The sequence below is a fragment of the Bradyrhizobium sp. BR14999 genome, from assembly GCF_056106085.1.
Window position 1 is genome coordinate 4,100,539 of the sequence record NZ_CM148536.1, and the last position, 17,217, is coordinate 4,117,755.

General features: G+C 64.1%; 12 protein-coding genes. 8 read left to right on the forward strand and 4 right to left on the reverse strand.

Annotated elements, in window-relative coordinates; all coding sequences use genetic code 11:
* Positions 1 to 9: 9 nt before the first annotated feature.
* Positions 10 to 771 carry a flagellar basal-body rod protein FlgF gene (gene flgF, locus ACR9YP_RS18760; protein WP_474220764.1) on the reverse strand — a complete coding sequence of 254 codons (762 nt, stop codon included), beginning with the start codon at positions 769 to 771 and terminating at the stop codon, positions 10 to 12.
* Between the two features lie 379 nt (positions 772 to 1,150).
* Here flgF and fliL point away from each other — a divergent pair, with 379 nt between their 5' ends.
* The 5 genes from fliL (at position 1,151) to ACR9YP_RS18785 (ending at position 4,818) form a co-directional block, all read left to right on the forward strand.
* Positions 1,151 to 1,651, forward strand: a complete 501-nt coding sequence (gene fliL, locus ACR9YP_RS18765; RefSeq protein WP_474220765.1) for a flagellar basal body-associated protein FliL — start codon at positions 1,151 to 1,153, stop codon at positions 1,649 to 1,651.
* 18 nt (positions 1,652 to 1,669) lie between these two features.
* Positions 1,670 to 2,872, forward strand: a complete 1,203-nt coding sequence (gene fliM, locus ACR9YP_RS18770) for a flagellar motor switch protein FliM (RefSeq protein WP_091898008.1) — start codon at positions 1,670 to 1,672, stop codon at positions 2,870 to 2,872.
* The gene (locus ACR9YP_RS18775; protein WP_130220063.1) at positions 2,869 to 3,315 is read left to right on the forward strand and encodes a DUF6468 domain-containing protein; all 447 of its coding nucleotides are present in this window, start codon (positions 2,869 to 2,871) and stop codon (positions 3,313 to 3,315) included. Before fliM ends, ACR9YP_RS18775 begins: the two co-directional genes overlap by 4 nt.
* 9 nt (positions 3,316 to 3,324) lie before the next feature.
* Positions 3,325 to 4,086: a MotE family protein gene (locus tag ACR9YP_RS18780; RefSeq protein WP_474220766.1), complete on the forward strand. Its 762-nt coding sequence runs from the start codon at positions 3,325 to 3,327 to the stop codon at positions 4,084 to 4,086.
* Positions 4,087 to 4,620: 534 nt separating this feature from the next.
* Entirely contained in the window at positions 4,621 to 4,818 is a 198-nt protein-coding gene (locus ACR9YP_RS18785; protein ID WP_474220767.1) for a hypothetical protein, read from the forward strand.
* A 22-nt stretch (positions 4,819 to 4,840) separates the two neighbouring features.
* Here ACR9YP_RS18785 and ACR9YP_RS18790 read toward each other — a convergent pair whose 3' ends face one another.
* Positions 4,841 to 8,974 (reverse strand): VCBS domain-containing protein, encoded by a 4,134-nt coding sequence (locus tag ACR9YP_RS18790; RefSeq protein WP_474220768.1) that lies wholly within the window; start codon positions 8,972 to 8,974, stop codon positions 4,841 to 4,843.
* Positions 8,975 to 9,378: 404 nt separating this feature from the next.
* On the opposite strand from ACR9YP_RS18790, the gene ACR9YP_RS18795 reads away from it, so the two are divergent.
* The 3 genes from ACR9YP_RS18795 (at position 9,379) to ACR9YP_RS18805 (ending at position 14,920) form a co-directional block, all read left to right on the forward strand.
* Positions 9,379 to 10,005, forward strand: coding sequence for a FecR family protein (locus ACR9YP_RS18795; RefSeq protein ID WP_474220769.1), 627 nt, complete (start codon positions 9,379 to 9,381; stop codon positions 10,003 to 10,005).
* Between the two features lie 108 nt (positions 10,006 to 10,113).
* Positions 10,114 to 10,977 carry a tetratricopeptide repeat protein gene (locus ACR9YP_RS18800; RefSeq protein WP_474221084.1) on the forward strand — a complete coding sequence of 288 codons (864 nt, stop codon included), beginning with the start codon at positions 10,114 to 10,116 and terminating at the stop codon, positions 10,975 to 10,977.
* Positions 10,978 to 11,203: 226 nt separating this feature from the next.
* Entirely contained in the window at positions 11,204 to 14,920 is a 3,717-nt protein-coding gene (locus ACR9YP_RS18805; protein WP_474220770.1) for a tetratricopeptide repeat protein, read from the forward strand.
* A gap of 255 nt (positions 14,921 to 15,175) precedes the next feature.
* Here ACR9YP_RS18805 and fliP read toward each other — a convergent pair whose 3' ends face one another.
* Positions 15,176 to 15,934 carry a flagellar type III secretion system pore protein FliP gene (fliP, locus tag ACR9YP_RS18810; protein ID WP_091897994.1) on the reverse strand — a complete coding sequence of 253 codons (759 nt, stop codon included), beginning with the start codon at positions 15,932 to 15,934 and terminating at the stop codon, positions 15,176 to 15,178.
* Entirely contained in the window at positions 15,931 to 16,902 is a 972-nt protein-coding gene (locus tag ACR9YP_RS18815; RefSeq protein WP_474220771.1) for a flagellar biosynthetic protein FliO, read from the reverse strand. Before ACR9YP_RS18815 ends, fliP begins: the two co-directional genes overlap by 4 nt.
* Positions 16,903 to 17,217 lie beyond the last annotated feature (315 nt).

Below are 17,217 nucleotides of genomic sequence, written 5' to 3' on the forward strand. Positions count from 1 at the left end.
CTCCCTCAATCAGGCCGGAACGTCGGCGAGCTTCTCGATCGCCGATTTGTGGAGGTCGCTCTGCTGCTGGAGCAGGTTGGCGATGGCGGTGTAGCTGCGCATGACTTCGACCATGCGGCTCATCTCGCCGACCGCATTGACGTTCGACTTCTCGACGTAGCCCTGGCGCACGCTGGACTTGGTGTCGGCCTGCGGGGCGGCAGAGCCCACGTCATAGAGGTTGGCGCCGAGCTTGGTCAGCTTGGTCGGATCGTCGAACGAGGCCATCCGGATCTTGCCGCGGATCGAGTCGGTCTTCGCCGTGCCCTCGAGCACCGTGATGGTGCCGTCGGGTGCGACGTTGATGTCGTGGTCGGTCGGCTGGAAGGTGATCGGGCCGGCGGTGCCGAGCACGAGGTTGCCGTCGGAGGTGACGAGCTGGCCGGTGCTGTTGAGCGAGAATTTGCCGTCGCGGGTGTAGCGCTCGCCGCCATTGGCCTGCACCGCGAAATAGGCGTTGCCATCGATCGCCATGTCGAGCGGGTTGTTGGTCGGCTCCGTCGGCCCCTGGCCGACGTCGCGGAAGGTGCCGCGGTCCTGCACATAGGAGACCCGGCGGTCCGCGCCGATGAAATTGTCCTCGCGCGCGTTCGAGTTGAGGAACTCCTCGAACAGCGAATGGTCGGCCTTGAAGCCGTTGGTATTGGCATTGGCGACGTTGTTGGCGATGACATCCATCTGCCGTTCCAACGTCATCTGCCGTGACAAGCCGATCAGAAGCGCGTTCTGCATCGGAAATCTCCCCTGAGTGAGATCTGCCAGCTCGCTCTCCCAAGCGCCTTGGCGGACCCCGTGAACGAGACCGTCTGGTTCTCCCAAACCGTTCGGTCTCGGCCCTTTCTCAGCGAAAGCCGTGCCAACTCGAAAAAATGTGTAATTTCAATTGTTTGACAAATTTTGAGGGACGCGGGAGGGCGGCAGAAAGGTTCTGTTAGCCATGTTTGCCCGGCAGATTTTTCCTAGCGGAGGCCCAATCGAAAGATTCCGTTAACCATTATTACCGTAGCGTTTGCCATGAAGAGGAGCGCATTTGCGCCGGGGGCATTTGTATCGCGTCACTGTCTGAGGCTTCGCTCTATCGACCCCTTTGAGAGATCCGGGCGCGGCGACCATGGCAGAGAACGAAGCGGAAGGCGGTGCAGCCGCCGAGGGCGCGGAAGCCGCTCCGCCGAAGAACAAGCTCAAGCTCATCATCATGGCCATCGGCCTGCTCGCCGTCCTCGGCGGCGGTGCTGCGACCTGGTTCTTCTTCTTCCGTCACGGCGATGACGAGCACCACGCCGAGGCGGCGCCGCCGCCGAAGCCGCCGGCTTTCGTCGACGTCCCCGATATGATGGTCAACCTCGCCGGCGCGCCCGGCGAGCGGGTGCAATATCTGCGGCTGAAGATCGTGCTGGAGCTGAAGGAAGAGAAGCAGATCGAGGCGATCAAGCCGACGATGCCGCGCGTCACCGACCTCTTCCAGACCTATGTGCGCGAACTGCGCCCCTCCGACCTCAACGGTTCCGCCGGCATCTTCCGCCTCAAGGAGGAGTTGACCAAGCGCGTCAACGCGGCGGTCGCCCCGATCCAGGTCAGCGCGGTGCTGTTCAAGGAAGTCGTGGTGCAGTGAGGGTAATGAGCTAGCACCATGGCCGGCAACGAGCAGATGGACCAGGATGCGATTGCCGCCCAATGGGAGGCTTCGCTCGATTCCGAGGATCCCGCGGAGGCCGCGAAGGCTGCCGCCGAAAACGAATTATCCGAGACCATGGCCCTGCAATGGGCGGCCATGGTCGAGGACGGCAGCCGCGATCTCGGCACCGGCAAGAACTCCGGCGAGCGGGTGCTGTCGCAGGAGGAGATCGACAATCTCCTCGGCTTCACCGTCGGCGACGTCACGCTCGACGACCATTCCGGCATTCGCGCGATCATCGATTCGGCGATGGTCTCCTACGAGCGTCTGCCGATGCTCGAAATCGTCTTCGACCGCCTGGTACGGCTGTTGACGACGAGCTTGCGCAATTTCACCTCCGACAACGTCGAAGTCTCGCTCGACCGCATCACCTCGGTCCGCTTCGGCGACTACATGAACTCGATCCCGCTGCCGGCCGTGCTCTCGGTGTTCAAGGCCGAGGAGTGGGAAAACTTCGGCATGGCGACGGTCGATTCCAACCTGATCTATTCGATGATCGACGTGCTGCTCGGCGGCCGCCGCGGCACCAGCCAGCTCCGCATCGAGGGGCGGCCCTACACCACGATCGAGACCGAGCTGGTCAAGCGGCTGGTGGAGGTGGTGCTGGCCGACGCCGAGCAGGCGTTCCGGCCGCTGTCCCCGGTGACCTTCACGATCGACCGGCTCGAGACCAATCCGCGTTTCGCCGCGATCAGCCGGCCCGCCAACGCCGCGATCCTGGTGCGCCTGCGCATCGATATGGAAGACCGGGGCGGCAACATCGAACTGCTGCTGCCTTATGCGACCATCGAACCGATCCGGGGCGTCCTGCTCCAGATGTTCATGGGCGAAAAGTTCGGCCGCGACCCGGTCTGGGAGGGGCATTTCGCCACCGAGATCGTGCAGGCCGAGATCGCCGTCGATGCCGTGCTCTACGAGGCCGACATTCCGCTCAAGCAGCTGATGCGGCTCAAGGTCGGCGACACGCTGCCGCTCGAGATGCGCGCGGATGCCAACGTGTCGGTGCGCTGTGGCAGCGTCACGCTGACCGAAGGGCGGATGGGCCGGGTCGGCGACCGGGTCGCGATCCGCGTGACGAAACCCCTGCGCAAGCCAAGTACGACACTTGCGATGTTCGAGAAGGTGGACGAGCAGAACAAGATGATGGAGGCCCCATGAACCACTCCCTGGGAATGGCGATCGAGTCACTGGTGGCTATCCTGCTGATGCTGACGATCGTCTATTGCGTCATGCTCAACAAGCGCCTGACGCGACTGAAGGCGGACGAGCATTCGCTGAAGGCGGTGATCGGCGAGCTGATCACCGCGACCGAGATCGCCGAGCGCGCGATCGGCGGGCTGAAGCTCGCCGTGCGCGACGTCAACGAGAACCTCGGCAGCCAGCTTGCGGCGGCAACCCAGATGTCCGACCAGCTCTACAAGCAGCTCGGCGAAGCCGACAACGTGGTGCGGCGCCTGTCCAAGATCGCGATCGCCGCGCGCCCCGTGACCAATCCGGAAATGGTTGCCGCGCCCGCAGCCAAGCCTTCGTCGGCGAAGGCGGTGGCGGCGGCGGCCGAAGCTTTCTCCGAGCGCCGACGATCCAACGGCATTGCCGCATGAAGTCAGGGTATGAAGTCCTTTCGTAACATCCGCGTCATCCCGGTCGTCCTGGTCGCCGTAGCAGGTCTCGCCACGCTGAAGGTGGCGGGCCTCGTGATCAATGGCGGCTATGTGTTCGACTACAAGCCGAACCAGGCCAAGAAATCCTGGGCGCAGGAGAATCTGAACTTCCCGACCGGTCGCGAGGACCCCGACATCACCGGATCGACCCATGGCGCGCCGAAGGAGGCGCCGAAGCTGGCTGCTCCCGAGACCAAGCCGGAAGGCACCGTGGTCAAGATGGACGAGGCTCAGCCGCAGGTCTCGGCCTCCGAGCGCGCGATCCTCGAGCGGTTGCAGGCACGCCGCCAGGAGATCGAGGCCCGCCAGCGCGAGATCGACATCCGCGAGAGCCTGCTCAAATCGGCCGAGAAGCGCATCGAGAACAAGGTCGAGGAGATGAAGGCGGTGGAAACCCGCATCTCCGCGACCCAGGCTGAGCAGAAGGCCGCCGAAGCCCAGCGCATGAAGGGCCTCGTCACCATGTATGAGGGTATGAAGCCGAAGGACGCCGCACGGGTGTTCGACCGGCTCGAGATGGGCGTGCTGATCGAGATCGCCTCGGCCATCGCGCCGCGGAAGATGTCGGACATCCTCGGGCTGATGTCGCCCGAGGCCGCCGAGCGGCTCACGGTCGAGATGGCCCGCCGGGCTAATGGCGGCGGCGATCAGTCCGCCTTGGCCGGCGATCTGCCCAAGATCGACGGCAAGCCGACGCAAAAGCCGAATTGAGACGCCTTGCGTGTCTAGTTCGCGAACGCCTGTTGCGCCCTGCGAACAGGTGGGCGCAATTGCTTCTCAACGCGAGGAAGAGTTTTGAGCTGCTGCTTGATCAGCGCGGCCTTTGTGACCCGAGTCACGAGCTGCAGCGTGCTATGGCAACAGGAGCATTCATATACTTTCAGGGCATATCCTCTGGCGATCGGAACGATCGCTACGACCGCTCTTGCCCTGCTACACACAATGCAACCGGCTTCTCCGCTCATTGATTACCCCCAGAGCTAACCAATCGATTCGTATCGCCGAGATCACATCTGAGTCAGAGTCGCGTGCGAAGCGCAACGCCTCGAAGGTTGTGAGTGCGCGTGCTCAGCAACTCGTCAAGGCAGCACATCAAGCTCCCGTTGCGGGTGCAGCTGCGGCAGGCGGCATCTTCTGAGACTGCGGTGACTTGACGCGCGCAGGTGTGAAGTGGCGGACAGTGACGCCCAAGGCGCCGTCGTAGGCTTCGGCCATTCGCAATGAGCAGCGCAGGAGGAGGAGGCCATGAACTGCTCGTCCGCAGCAGATCGCGTAATCGAGGCCGTCAACCGGCTGCTCCTAGCGGCGATGACGTCCGCCTGGACATCCGCGCTAAGCCATCAGCATGCGGCGCCGCCCGAGGGCGACGACGGCAACGATGATGAATCTTCTCTCGGTCAAGAGAGCTCCTCCGCGCCGGATGGCGCCGGCAATCGACACTGAAGACGCCACCGGCTTGCGGGCGTCACACGATCAGATCGTGTAGCACATGGCCCTGAACTGTACCTGCTCCGTAAGCTGGATCAACATCAGGTGGGGATGTTTCAGGCACGGACGCCAGTTCGGACCCGTGGAATGTCCCAGCGTGGTCGTGATGACCGGCGAGGTCTGAGAGATGATCCAGCCCCGCGCCGTGCTGTGAACCCTGCGAAGCGTCATCCTTGAACTGGAACGAATCGCCGAGCTGCTGCGGATTGGCGGGCTTTAGCCCGGACGCTCCATGGGGCGGGTCGTGCTGCTCGGCCGCCTCGCTCGAGGGCGAATGGTTGGCGCCAGCCATCGATGACTTCAGAAGGCCGGGGTTGAGCGTTGTCTTTGCCGTGTCATCGCTGGGATGACCAGCCGCCTGGGCGGCGTTTCCCGGGGGCGAGACGCCGTGATTCCCGGCATCGCTCCCCAGCGCAAGCTCGCGCCCGGCGTGCAGTTCGGCGGCGTTGTGGGCAAAATTCAGCGCGTCGATGGCGATGTCAGGCATCTGGCCGCTTCCGGAAATCGCGCCATCTTTGCCAGCCGTCGTGTCGGGCGCCGCCAAGTGGTTGAAGACAAAGCTGACCTCCGTCGGTGCGGCCATGTGCTGCAAGATCGTAGACGGTCCGCTGGCTGAGGGAGCTACCGCAGTTTCGGTCGCGTACGTTTGCACGTCGTCTGAACTGGAGAGGCTGGAATATTCGGTCCCTTCGGTCTGGTCCCAGCTCCAATTCAGGCTGTAGGTCGCCTCGCTTGACTGGATTGTGGAACTCCCATCGGCGGAGATCGTGCTGTCGCCGCTCCCGGAATCGGAGGAGACCTCGGAAGTGGTCGTCGTCACGGCGGTCGCGTCACTCTGCGCGGTTACGGTGAGGTCGAGCAGTTCGCTGGCGGCCGCCATCACAGGTGCCGCAGCCGGCGCCAGGATGAAGTCCGACGCGTCGATGGTTGCAATTCCCTGCAAATGGACTTCGAGCAGACCGGAATCGCCGATGTGCAAGGTCTGGTCCGTTGGATTGACGTACACGATGGTTTCATTCGCCGCGCTGTCATAGAGCCAGGCGATCGTATGTGCCGGCACGGCCGTGCTGGTTGAGCTCAAGGCCAAGATGACGAACCCAAGCGCGCCAAGAGCGGTCAAGTCGATCTTGTCGGCCCCCGAGGCGAAGTCGGTGATCGTGTCGAACTGGCTTGCGTTGGAATCGGCTACGAACAAATAAGTGAAGCGGTCGTTGCCATTGCTGCCGGTGAGTTGGTCCGCACCAAATCCACCGATTATGGTGTCGCTGCCGTTGTTGCCGTTGATCGTATCGTTGCCCGAGCCCCCGTAGATGACGTCATCCCCATCGTTGCCTTTGATCGTGTCATTGCCGGAGCCGCCGTAGAGAACGTCCGCTTTGCCGGTGCCATTGACGGTATCACTGCCGGCCCCCGCGTAGATGATCTGACCTGTGTCGCCGCCGCCCGCGATGGTTTCGCTCCCCGGCGTTCCATACACGTTGGGGGGATCGGAGATCACGACGGATCCGGTGGCCAGATTATCAAAATCGTTGGGGTCAGCGTCACTGGCGCCATGGATGGCGATGGTCACCGCCTGGGTCGTGCCATCGATGGCAGTTACCGTGAAAGTGTCGGTCAACGTGTCGCCGACATCGAGCGCTTGAACCACGCTATTGTTGTTGTCGAGTGTGTAAGTCCATACGCCGGCTGCCGTCATGGTGAAGGTGCCGTATCCGTCGTCGCTCGCAGTAGGCGAAGAGACCGCGGTGAAAGTGTTCGGCGCGTTGTCGACGTCTGTATCGGTGAGCGTGCCGGTCGCGACGGGGGCGCCGGGCGAGGAAGTTCCTGCCTCGGTCACTGAGCCGGTTGTCGTGCCGGAAATCATGGCCGCGTCGTTGGTGCCGTTGATGGTGATCGTCACCACCTGCGGCGTGCCGTCGAGGGTTGTGACAGTGAAACTGTCAGTGAGCGTGCCGCCAACATTGAGCGCCTGCACCGCGCCGTTGGCGTTGTCGAGCGTGTAGGTCCACACGCCGGCGGCGGTTATTGTAAAGGTGCCATAGCCACTCGTGCTTGCCTTGGGCGAACTCACAGTTGTGAAGGTATTGGACGCATTGTCGACGTCGGCGGCAACCAGCGTGCCCGTTGCGCTCGGCGCGCCTGGTGTCGCATTGGCAACGCCTCCGGCCTCGGTCACCGAGCCGGCCGTGGTGCCGGAAATGACGGCAGCATCGTTGCTGCCATGGATGGTGACCGTCACCACTTGAGCGGTTCCGTCCAGCGTGGTCACCGTGAACGTATCGGTCAGTGTCTGGCCGGCGATGAGCGCCTGCACTGCAGCGTTGGCGTTGTCGAGCGTGTAGGTCCACACGCCCGCTGCCGTCATGGTGAAGGTGCCGTAGCCGGCGGCGCTTGCCGTTGGCGAGCCGACCGCCGTGAAAGCATTTGCGGTCGTGTCGACATCGGTGTCGGTGAGCGTGCCGGTCGCGGTGGGCGTGCCGGGGTTTGCATTGGCGATGCCGCCAGCCTCGATCACTGCGCCGGTCGTCGCGCCGGAGATGACCGCCGCGTCACTGGCTCCGTGGATGGTGATCGTCACCACCTGGGCGGTGCCTCCGATCGTGGTCACCGTAAAGCTGTCGATGAGTGTGTCGCCGGCATTGAGCGCCTGCACAGCGGCGCTGCCGTTGTCCAAGGTGTAGGTCCACACGCCGGCCGCCGTCATCGTGAAGGTGCCATAGCCACCGGCGCTCGTTGTTGGCGAGCTCACCGTCGTGAACGTATTAGGCGGATCGTCGACGTCGGTGTCGGTGAGGGTGCCGGTCGCAATTGGCGTGCCTGGCGTTCCATTGGCGATGCCGCCAGCCTCGATCGTCGATCCGGTCGTGGTGCCGGAGATGATTGCGGCGTCGTTGACACCGTTGATGGTGATCGTGAAGGTCTGATTGACGGTGGTGTCTCCATCGGAGACCGTGATAACAAAACCGTCGGTCGTGGGCGCCTTCAGCGCGTTGATAGCGGCGTCATCAGGCACGAACGTATAGGCGCCGCTCGTGCTGTTGACGTAGAGTGTCCCGTAGGGGCTTGTCTTCGACAGATCGTAGGTCACTCCATTCAGGACCGTATTGCCGGCGCTCGCCCCGATAACGCCGAAGATCAGCTGGCCGCTGCCGTTGGTGCTACTGGCACTGAAAGTCCCTGTCGTCGCAGTGAAGGTGTCAAACACCACCGTGTCGAGTTCAGCGGGCCCGGCTCCGGTGCTGAGCGTCGGCGGTAGACGTCCCAGAGGCTCGATAATGGCGAATGGCAACACAGTCGGCAACGTCTGCAGCTCCGGCGCGTCAGGCGGAACGAAGTTGATCGGCTGCAGCAGCTGGGATTTGACGAAGGGAGGCGTACTCGAGCCATGCGGCCCTTGCCCTTGTGCTAGATTGGCGAGCACGTCCTGTTGCTCGGCACGCAACTCGTCCATCCGAGCGGCAGTGTTCGTGACCTGGTTGACACTGATGCTGGATCCTACTTTTTTGAGGATGATCGTCTCACCAGGATCTTCGACGATGATGTGTCGTGGGATCGGTTCCTTGGTCACGAGCTCAAATGCGCCGTGCGCAAGATCCTTGTAGGTGATGGAGTCGTCATCCAGGACCGTGACATCCGGATCCGCGGCCTCGGCATTTTGCGCGGCCGAGAAAGTCAGTGCTGCAAGCGTCAGCATCCCGAAACCGCCCGCATGGCCTCGGGTGCGAATGCCTGCAATCGGCGTATTCAGCCGGAGAGACCCGGCTTCTGCCAGCCGGCCCAGTACGAAACTGAAGCTCCCTCGGGTCACGTCGAACAACGCTGCATGTGACATGCCTTCGACTTCGAAGACGAAGTCGCTCAGCGCGACGTGAGTGCCGCAGGAGATGTTGAAAAGAGTACCGTCGATGAAGCGAAGTGTGATCTGTCCGTCGGCATCGGTTTCGATCACGTCGGCCCTGTAAACAGGCGCACCAGCTACGGCCTGTGTGGCGACGCCGCTCGCTCGCGTGAGCGTACCGCAACCGATCACTGTATGAATGTGGCCGATGATCTGGACGGGCAGGGACGTAGCGGCCCCGTTACCAACCTGGATGTCGGACGCAACTGACATGGTTCGACCTCGCCTGGGTGATCGATTCAGGCTCGGCGTGCTGCCAGGGTCTTGCTCGGGGCGCCCTCGCCAATGGACAAAATATCCTGGGCGCTGGCAGCCCGAAGGCTTGCCCGCCGAAACAATCAAGTCTGCTTTAGAGAGAGACGCATTGCGCGGGGTACAGCGACGCGTACCGCCATTCCCGCCGTGTCCCCTCCCGCCAATGTGATTAAATTGACAAACGAGACGTATTTAATATGTGGCGTTTACTTAACGTTGAGGATAAATTAGGCCGGTCGAGCAAATTAAACAACAATTATATTTATTGCAGCTGCGCTTCGCGGTTCAAAAATGGGCCAACGATAGCGACAGATCCTTCTCAGAAAGGGGGGATCATGTGCAGACCTACGACAGCCGCATTGGTGACCAGCTTCGTTTTGGCGCTTGCCAGTTTCTTGCCGAGCGCGGCTCGAGCGCAAATCGATTCCGCCAAGCCCGCCGTCGCTGACTCGTCATCCAAACCCATTGGCAAGGTGGTGGCGGCCACAGGCTCGGTCACGATTGAACATGCGGGCGCAGTGATCGTTCAGGCGAATGTGTCGGGTGAGCCCGGTCGGGCCAACGCGGGTGATCCCGTATACCTTGGTGACGTGGTGCGGACTGGAGCCGACGGCCGAGTCGGCATCAACTTTACCGACGGCACCTCGTTCAATCTATCGAGCAACGCCCGCATGGTGTTGGATCACTATGTGTATGAGCCGGACGGCAAGTCCAATGCGACCCTGTTCAATCTCGCCAAGGGAACGTTCACTTTTGTCGCTGGCAGTGTCGCAAAGACCGGCGACATGAAGGTCGGGACCCCGGTCGCCACGCTAGGGATTCGAGGCACGACGCCGCATATCGAGATTTCGGATGATGGGTCGGTCAAGTTTTCGACCCTGATCGAAGAGGGCAGCAAAAGTAAGCTCGTGAAGAAGTCGCCGTCGTCGGCGCAGCCCGAGTCCGATCGAAGCAGCAACCGCAGGCTCAACATCTGTCGGGGATGCTGAAAACTTTGTTGGCCTGAAGTCGCCGTGATGCCGGCTGCAACGCAGCCGGGCAGAGAAGACTGGGGTTAGCGCTTCGTTCGCTCTCGGAGTTGGACGCCTGCTGTGAAAATGACCGCGAGAACCAGTGTCATCAAGGCCGTGATGCTCATTCTCATCGTCGTGCTGTCCAGCTCGTCGGCCTTGGCGCAGAAGCCGGAGAAGGGCAGCTCCCTCAAGAATGTTGAACTGTGTAACGGCTCAGATCGCGTGTCGCCCGAAGCTCGGATCGATGGCTGCACGGCGTTTATCGATGCGGGCGAAGGGACTGCGAACGGCTTCGCTATCGCCCACAACAACAGGGGCAATGCCTATAGCGCCAAAACCGACTACGAACGCGCGATCAAGGACTTCGTCGAAGCGACCAGGCTCAATCCAAATTATGCCAAAGCCTTCAACAACCTGGGCGTGGCCTATCTGAGGAAAGATGCGCACGAACAGGCCCTTGGCGCTTTTCAGGAGGCGCTCAAGCTCAACCCGAACTATGGGGCTGCTTTTGCCAACCGAGCGGCAGCCTACCTGAAGAGGAATGCGTACGAGCGCGCAGCGCAGGACTATGACGAGGCAATTCGCCTTGATCCGAATCTGGAGGCGGTGTGGAGCGGACGCTGTTGGGCCCGAGCCGTCCTCGGCGCTTTGCAGGCTGCGCTGGACGACTGCGACAGGGCGCTTCGATCGGAAGCAAACAACGCCGCAACATACGATTCGCGAGCTCTGATAAATCTGAAGATGGGGCAACTCTCCGCGGCTATCGATGACTACAACTCAGCGCTGCGGTTCGCGCCCAAGCTTGCGAGCGCGCTCTACGGCCGCGGGGTTGCCAGGCTCAAGCTCGGCGACAGAGCCGGCGGCGATAGCGATATTTCGGCGGCAAGACGAATCGACGCTGGAATCCGCGAGGACTTTGCCCGCTATGGAGTGCCGTCGAACGATTGACCAATCGCGGCAGCGCTATTGTGCAGGTGTTAACAACTCCTTAACCGTCTGCCTCTCAAATCCAAAGCTGGCGGACCTGCCCACGCTCGATCCGGCACCGCGTGCTGCCCCCCAGAGCAAATCAAGATGTAGCATTAACAAGTCCTTAATTGGCGAGACCTACAGTCGACGGCACCGGCCGGCGCCATTGCCGGCATGGATTGTCGGACCGGAAGAAATGCCGCCAATGGCGCGAGAGGCTGCCGCTGGATTGTTGACGCGAGCCCGCGCCCTGGCGCGGCAATTGTCGCGTCATGTCCGCAAGGTGCCCGTGCTCGCGGCCTGCCTGCTGATCGGCTTCGCTGCGCCTGCCCGGGCGGTCGATCCTGTCAGGGGCGAGGCGAGCTTTTCCGCGGGCGGCGGTTTTGCCCGTCTCGTGATCAAGCTCGGCGAGGACGTTCCCTCCGAGGTGACCACGGCCGGCTCCATTCTCGTGATCCGTTTCGACCGGCCCGTCGACGTACCCGTCGATCGCGTTCCGGAAGGTGCGCCCGACTATGTCAATTCCGCCCGGCGCGATCCCGATGGCGGCGCCATCCGCCTGTCGCTGGCGCGCCGGGTCACCGTCAACACCATGAATGCCGGCGAGCGCACCTTCATCGACCTCTTGCCCGAGGGGTGGAAGGGGCCGCCGCCGAGCCTGCCGATGGAAGTAGTCAAGGAACTGGCCGAGCGCGCCCGGGTCGCCGAGCGCGCGCTGCGCGCGCAGCGCGCCGCGGCCGAGGCCAAGAAGCGTCCGCAGATCCGCGTGCACGCCTCGGTGCAGCCGACCTTCGTCCGCTTCGTGTTCGAGATGCCCGACGGCGTCGGCGTGTCCTCCGTGCTCAATGAGCAGAAGCTCACGCTCGCGTTCAACGCCAACCTCAATTTCGATCTGGCGGACGCGGTCGTCGCCGCGCCGCCGAACGTCGCCTCGATCAAGCAGAAGGCCGACATCGACCAGACCAGTGTCGAGATCGCGCTGATCGGCGATTCCGACGTGCATTCGTTCCGCGACGAGAAGAACTACGTCGTCGACATCGCCTTCCAGCCGGACAGGGGCAGGGCGGCGGCGACGCCGGAGGCGGCGATCGCGCAGCTCAAGCCCGCAGGTCACGGGCCTGCGCCTGAAAAGCCGGCGGCCGAGAGTCCGAAGGACGCTCATCGCGAGATCGCGGCGCCGACGTCCGAGACAATCGCGCGCGAAGCCAGGATAGAGGTGAAGCCCGACGTCAAGCCCGAGGTGAAGCCGGAAGCGCCCGCCGCGATGCCGGCCGTCGAAGCGCCGAAGCCGGCGACTGAGGCTGCGCACGCTCCAGCAGCGCCCATGGAAGCCTCCAAGCCGGCGCCGCCCGTTGCCGAAGCCGCCCCTGAAGCACCGCAAGAGGCCGTGAAGGAAGCTGCGAAAGAGCCGGTCAAGGAAGCTGCCAAGGAAGTTCCCAAGACTGCTCCTGCGTCGGTGCCGGCGGCGGTGCAGTCCGGTGTTGCCAGCGTCGATGCGCGCCGCGACAGCGACGGCCTGCGCGTGACGTTCCCGCTTCAGGTCGCAACGCCTGCGGCGGCGTTCCGCCGCGGCGACACGGTCTGGCTGGTGTTCGATACGCCAAAGCCGATCGATGTCGAGGCGATCCGCACCAAGGGCGGCGCGATGATCGGCGAGGTCGGTCGCTTGCCGCTCGACAAGGGGCAGGCGGTTCGCATCCGCCTCACCCGTCCGCTGGTCTACTCGCTGACGAGCGAGGAAGTCGGCAAGGAGACCAACTGGCTGCTGACGCTCGCCGACAAGATCCAGGCGACGCCGCTGCCGCTGATGATGTCGCGCAACATCACCGATCCTGCGCTCGCCAACATCGCGATCCCCTTCGCCAATCCGGGCCTTCTGCACAAGCTCACCGATCCCGATGCCGGTGACACGCTCTATGTCGTCACCGCGCAGCGGCCGGTGCGCGGCTTCATCAAGCGGCAGGACCTCGTCGATCTCTCGCTGCTGGAATCCGCGCACGGCATCGCGATCCGGCCGAACTCCGACGAGGTCGGCGTCGAAGTCGGCGCCGACAAGGTCATTCTCGGCAAGAAGGGCGGGCTGACGCTGTCGCCGGTCGACATCTCGGCCGAGCGCGCCCCGACCGCGGTGCGCCCGGTCTTCAGCCCCGAAGGCTGGCGCAAGGGCCAGTCGGAGAATTTCTGGATGCGCCAGAGCGATCTGATGACAGCGATCTCGGCCGTCGACCCCGCGCTGCGTTCGCTGCCGCGGCTCGACCTCGCGCAGTTCTACATGTCGCGCGCCATGTATCACGAGGCAAAGGCCGTAACGGACGTGATGCTGAGCGACCCTCTCAACAAGGAGGAGAGCGGCGCGCTGATCATGCATGCGATCGCGAACATCCTGATCGGCCGGCCGGCGCAGGGCCTGAAGGACCTCGCTAATCCCGTGATCGGCAACAGCCACGATTCCCAGCTCTGGAAGGCGCTCGCCTATGCGCGCCAGGGCAAATGGGCGGACGCGCGCGAGAAATTCAAGAACGTCGAGTTCGCCATCGCCTCGCTGCCGCTCGACATCCAGCGCATCGTGACGATGGACGCGATGCGCGCCTCCCTCGAGGTGAAGGACTATGCCGGCGCCTCCAAGCGCCGCAGCGAGCTCGAGGTCGTCGGCGTCTCGCCCGAGGCTGCGCCCGGCTTCGCCGTGCTGCGCGGCCGGCTCGCCGAGGCGCTCGGCCACGACAAGGATGCGCTCGACGACTACAAATTCGCGGTCGCCTCAAGCGACCGGCCAGCTGCGGCCGAGGCCAAGCAGCTCGAGGTCGCGCTACGTCAGAAGCGCGACGAGATCGGCAAGGAAGAAGCGCTGCGCGAGCTCGAGACGCTGTCGATGACCTGGCGCGGCGATGCGATCGAGGTCAAGACGCTCCAGATGCTGTCGCAGCTCTATGCCGAGAACGGCCGCTACCGGGACGCGCTCACGGCGGCGCGCACCGCGACGAAGCTGCAACCGAACGCAGAAGCCTCGCGCCAGGCGCAGGATCTCGCCTCCGACCTGTTCACGCAGATCTTCCTAGGGCCCAAGGGCGACGATATGCCGCCGGTCGAGGCGCTCGGGACGTTCTACGAGTTCCGCGAGCTGACGCCGATCGGCCGCCGCGGCGACGAGCTGATCCGTCGTCTCGCCGACCGTCTCGCCTCGATCGATCTGCTCGACCAGGCCGCCGAGCTCCTGCAATACCAGGTCGATCACCGCCTCGAAGGCGCCGCCCGCGCCCAGGTCGCCGCGCGCCTTGCCATGATCTATCTGGCCAACCGTAAGCCCGACATGGCGATCACCGCGCTGCGCGCGAGCCGCATCAGCGACCTCTCCGGGGAGCTCAGGCAGCAGCGCCTGCTCCTGGAAGGGCGGGCGCAGAGCGACGTCGGCCGTCACGATCTCGCGCTCGACATCGTTTCCAACGTCTCCGGGCGCGAGGTGCTCCGCCTGCGCTCCGACATCTTCTGGGCGGCGCGGCGCTGGCGCGAATCCGCCGAGCAGATCGAGCTCTATTACGGCGAGCGCTTCCGCGACTTCAAGCCGCTCAATGCGGTCGAGAAGAGCGACATCATCCGCGCCGCAGTCGGCTACGCGCTCGCCGACGATTCGATCGGCCTGTCACGCTTCCGCGAGAAATACACGCCGCTGATGAGCGAGAGCGCCGACCGTCTCGCCTTCGACATCGCGAGCAAGCCGGCCGCGGCCTCCAGCGCCGAATTCGCCGAGATCGCCAAGCTGGCTGCCAGCGTCGATACGCTCGACGGCTTCCTGCGCGAGATGAAGCAGCGTTTCCCCGACGCCACCGCCCGCGCCCCTAGCGCGCCGCAGGCCAAGGACGAGTCCGATCACACCGGCTCGCTGCCCACGATCCCGGTCGTGCGGCAGATCAAGATGACGCGGTAGGATCCCTGCTGCCGCGCGAAGTGCGGCCCGGGACAGCGCCGCAGTCTACGTCATCGCGAGCGCTGTTGTGTCGGAAGGTCGCCACCCCATTCTCGTCATTGCGAGCGCAGCGAAGCAATCCAGAGTCTTTTCCGCAGCGGCAGCCTGGATTGCTTCGTCGCAAGGGCTCCTCGCAATGACGGGGAGGGGTCGGAGGCTATCGCTGGGAGCGGAGAGGATGCCCCTTCGCGGGGCATGACTGCGGATGCATTGGCCTCACCCCCCGTAGCTCTGCACCAGGCTTCCCGCCACTAGCGACCAGCCGTCGACCAGGACGAAGAAGATCAGCTTGAACGGCAGCGAGATCGTTGCAGGTGGCAGCATCATCATGCCCATCGACATCAGCACGGAAGCGACGACGAGGTCGATGATCAGGAAGGGGAGGAACAACAGGAAGCCGATCTCGAAGGCGCGCTTCAGCTCGGAGATCATGAAGGCGGGGACGAGGATGCGCAGTGCGAGATCGTCGGGTGTCGCCGGCGGCTGTTCGCCGGAGAGATCCAGGAACAGCTTGAGGTCCTTCTCGCGCACGTTCTTCTGCATGAAGCCGCGCAACGGCACCGAGGCGCGCTGGAGTGCGTCCTCGACACTGACCTGGTTGGCAACGAGCGGGCGGATGCCCTCGTCGTAGGATTTCTGCAGGACCGGACCCATCACGAAGAAGGTGAGGAACATCGCGAGCGCAATGATCACCGAATTCGGCGGCGCGGTCGCTGTGCCCATCGCTGTGCGCAGCAGCGACAGCACGACCACGATGCGCGTGAACGACGTCATCATGATCAGGATCGACGGCGCGATCGACAGGATCGTGAGCAGGGCGATGAGCTGGATCGCGCGCTCGGTAACGCCGCCACCGCCAGCGCCGCCGCCGAGATTGATGCTGATGTCCTGCGCATGCGCAAGGCTCGCGAGCGAGGCCGCGCCGACCAGGACAGAAAGGAAAAGAACTCTACGCGGGAGGGCCGGCAGCCTCACGAAGACGGCTTCGGACGGCCGAGCAGCGAGGCCATCTCGTCTTCGAGATTTTCAAAGCTGGTCTTTTCCGCGGCGGGCTTTGCAGGCGGGGCCGGTGGCGCCGGCGGCTCGCTGCGTGCCGCGCGCGGGGGAGCGGCCGGCGGCTCCGGCGCAACCGGAGGCGCGACCGTTTCGCCGGCCGGGCGGCGCAGGGCAGCTTCGAGCCGCTGGGCCATTTCGGCGAGATTCTGCTCGGCGCTCGAGGGGATAGCGGCCGGCGCCGGTGGCGGAACCGACGGAGCCTGCGGAATGGGGGGAGGCGGCGGCGCGGCTGCGCGCTCGGCGCGCACCGGCGGCATCTTCGGCGGCTCGCTCTGGCGCGGCGGGCGCGGCATCAGCGGCGGCTCGTTGCGGGCGATGCGCGGCGGCAACGGCTCGGGCCGTGGCTCACGCTCGGGTCGCGGCGCGATCGGTTCGGGCGGAAAGCCGGCGAGCGGCGGCTCGCTGCGGCGTTCGGCCAAAGCGGGCGCAGGCCGGCGCACTTCATCGGCGAAGGACGGGCGCGCGGGCCGCGGCGGCGGCTCGGGCATGTGTGGCTCGGGATGATCCAGCAGCTCGGGTCGCGGCGCTTCGTCGGCCCACCCGCCGGAATCGGGCATGGGGGCGAGGCGCGGCGGTTCCGCGGCGCTGGGACGCGGCGGAAGCTGGTCGCGGCCGGACGCGGCGCGAACGATGTTGGGCTCGACGACGATGTCCGTCGGGCCGCCGATCATGAGGAGATGCTCGACATTGTCACGCCGGACCAGCACCAGGCGGCGCCGGCCGTCGACGGCGGCGGCATCGATCACGGCGAGCCGAGGCATCCTGCCGCGCTGGGTGTTGGCGCCCAGCCGGCTGCCGGCGAATCGGCGAACCAGCCATGCAGCGACGCCGATCAACGCCAGAACGACGATGAACGCGACGATGAAGGTGATAGGGCTGCCTTGCATACTTGTCCCCGACAAATGGCGCTTTTCTCGTGCCCGTGGTCAGACGCGCCAACCACCGGCCTACGATGCCCCAAACTGCGATCTCTTAATGTTCCACGGCAAGTTTTGCCGTCCCCAACTCTTAATAACCTATGAATCGCTCGATCCAAAACGACTTCTTGGCCTGTATACGCGCCGCCAAACGGTTGGGTTAATGCCACTTTTGGCAGCGTCGAATCACAACGCGCGCATATCGTGTCCCATCGGGGAACAAGTGCCCGTGACATCTTTAACCAGCTGTTAACCATACAGGCGGCAAATTCTGCCTAGCTTCGG

Excerpts from the sequence above, each read along its gene's own strand:
- flgF (WP_474220764.1), bottom strand. The coding sequence starts at position 771 with ATGCAGAACGCGCTTCTGATCGGCTTGTCACGGCAGATGACGTTGGAA.
- fliL (WP_474220765.1), top strand. The coding sequence starts at position 1,151 with ATGGCAGAGAACGAAGCGGAAGGCGGTGCAGCCGCCGAGGGCGCGGAA.
- fliM (WP_091898008.1), top strand. The coding sequence starts at position 1,670 with ATGGCCGGCAACGAGCAGATGGACCAGGATGCGATTGCCGCCCAATGG.
- ACR9YP_RS18775 (WP_130220063.1), top strand. The coding sequence starts at position 2,869 with ATGAACCACTCCCTGGGAATGGCGATCGAGTCACTGGTGGCTATCCTG.
- ACR9YP_RS18780 (WP_474220766.1), top strand. The coding sequence starts at position 3,325 with ATGAAGTCCTTTCGTAACATCCGCGTCATCCCGGTCGTCCTGGTCGCC.
- ACR9YP_RS18785 (WP_474220767.1), top strand. The coding sequence starts at position 4,621 with ATGAACTGCTCGTCCGCAGCAGATCGCGTAATCGAGGCCGTCAACCGG.
- ACR9YP_RS18790 (WP_474220768.1), bottom strand. The coding sequence starts at position 8,974 with ATGTCAGTTGCGTCCGACATCCAGGTTGGTAACGGGGCCGCTACGTCC.
- ACR9YP_RS18800 (WP_474221084.1), top strand. The coding sequence starts at position 10,114 with ATGACCGCGAGAACCAGTGTCATCAAGGCCGTGATGCTCATTCTCATC.
- ACR9YP_RS18805 (WP_474220770.1), top strand. The coding sequence starts at position 11,204 with ATGGCGCGAGAGGCTGCCGCTGGATTGTTGACGCGAGCCCGCGCCCTG.
- ACR9YP_RS18815 (WP_474220771.1), bottom strand. The coding sequence starts at position 16,902 with ATGCAAGGCAGCCCTATCACCTTCATCGTCGCGTTCATCGTCGTTCTG.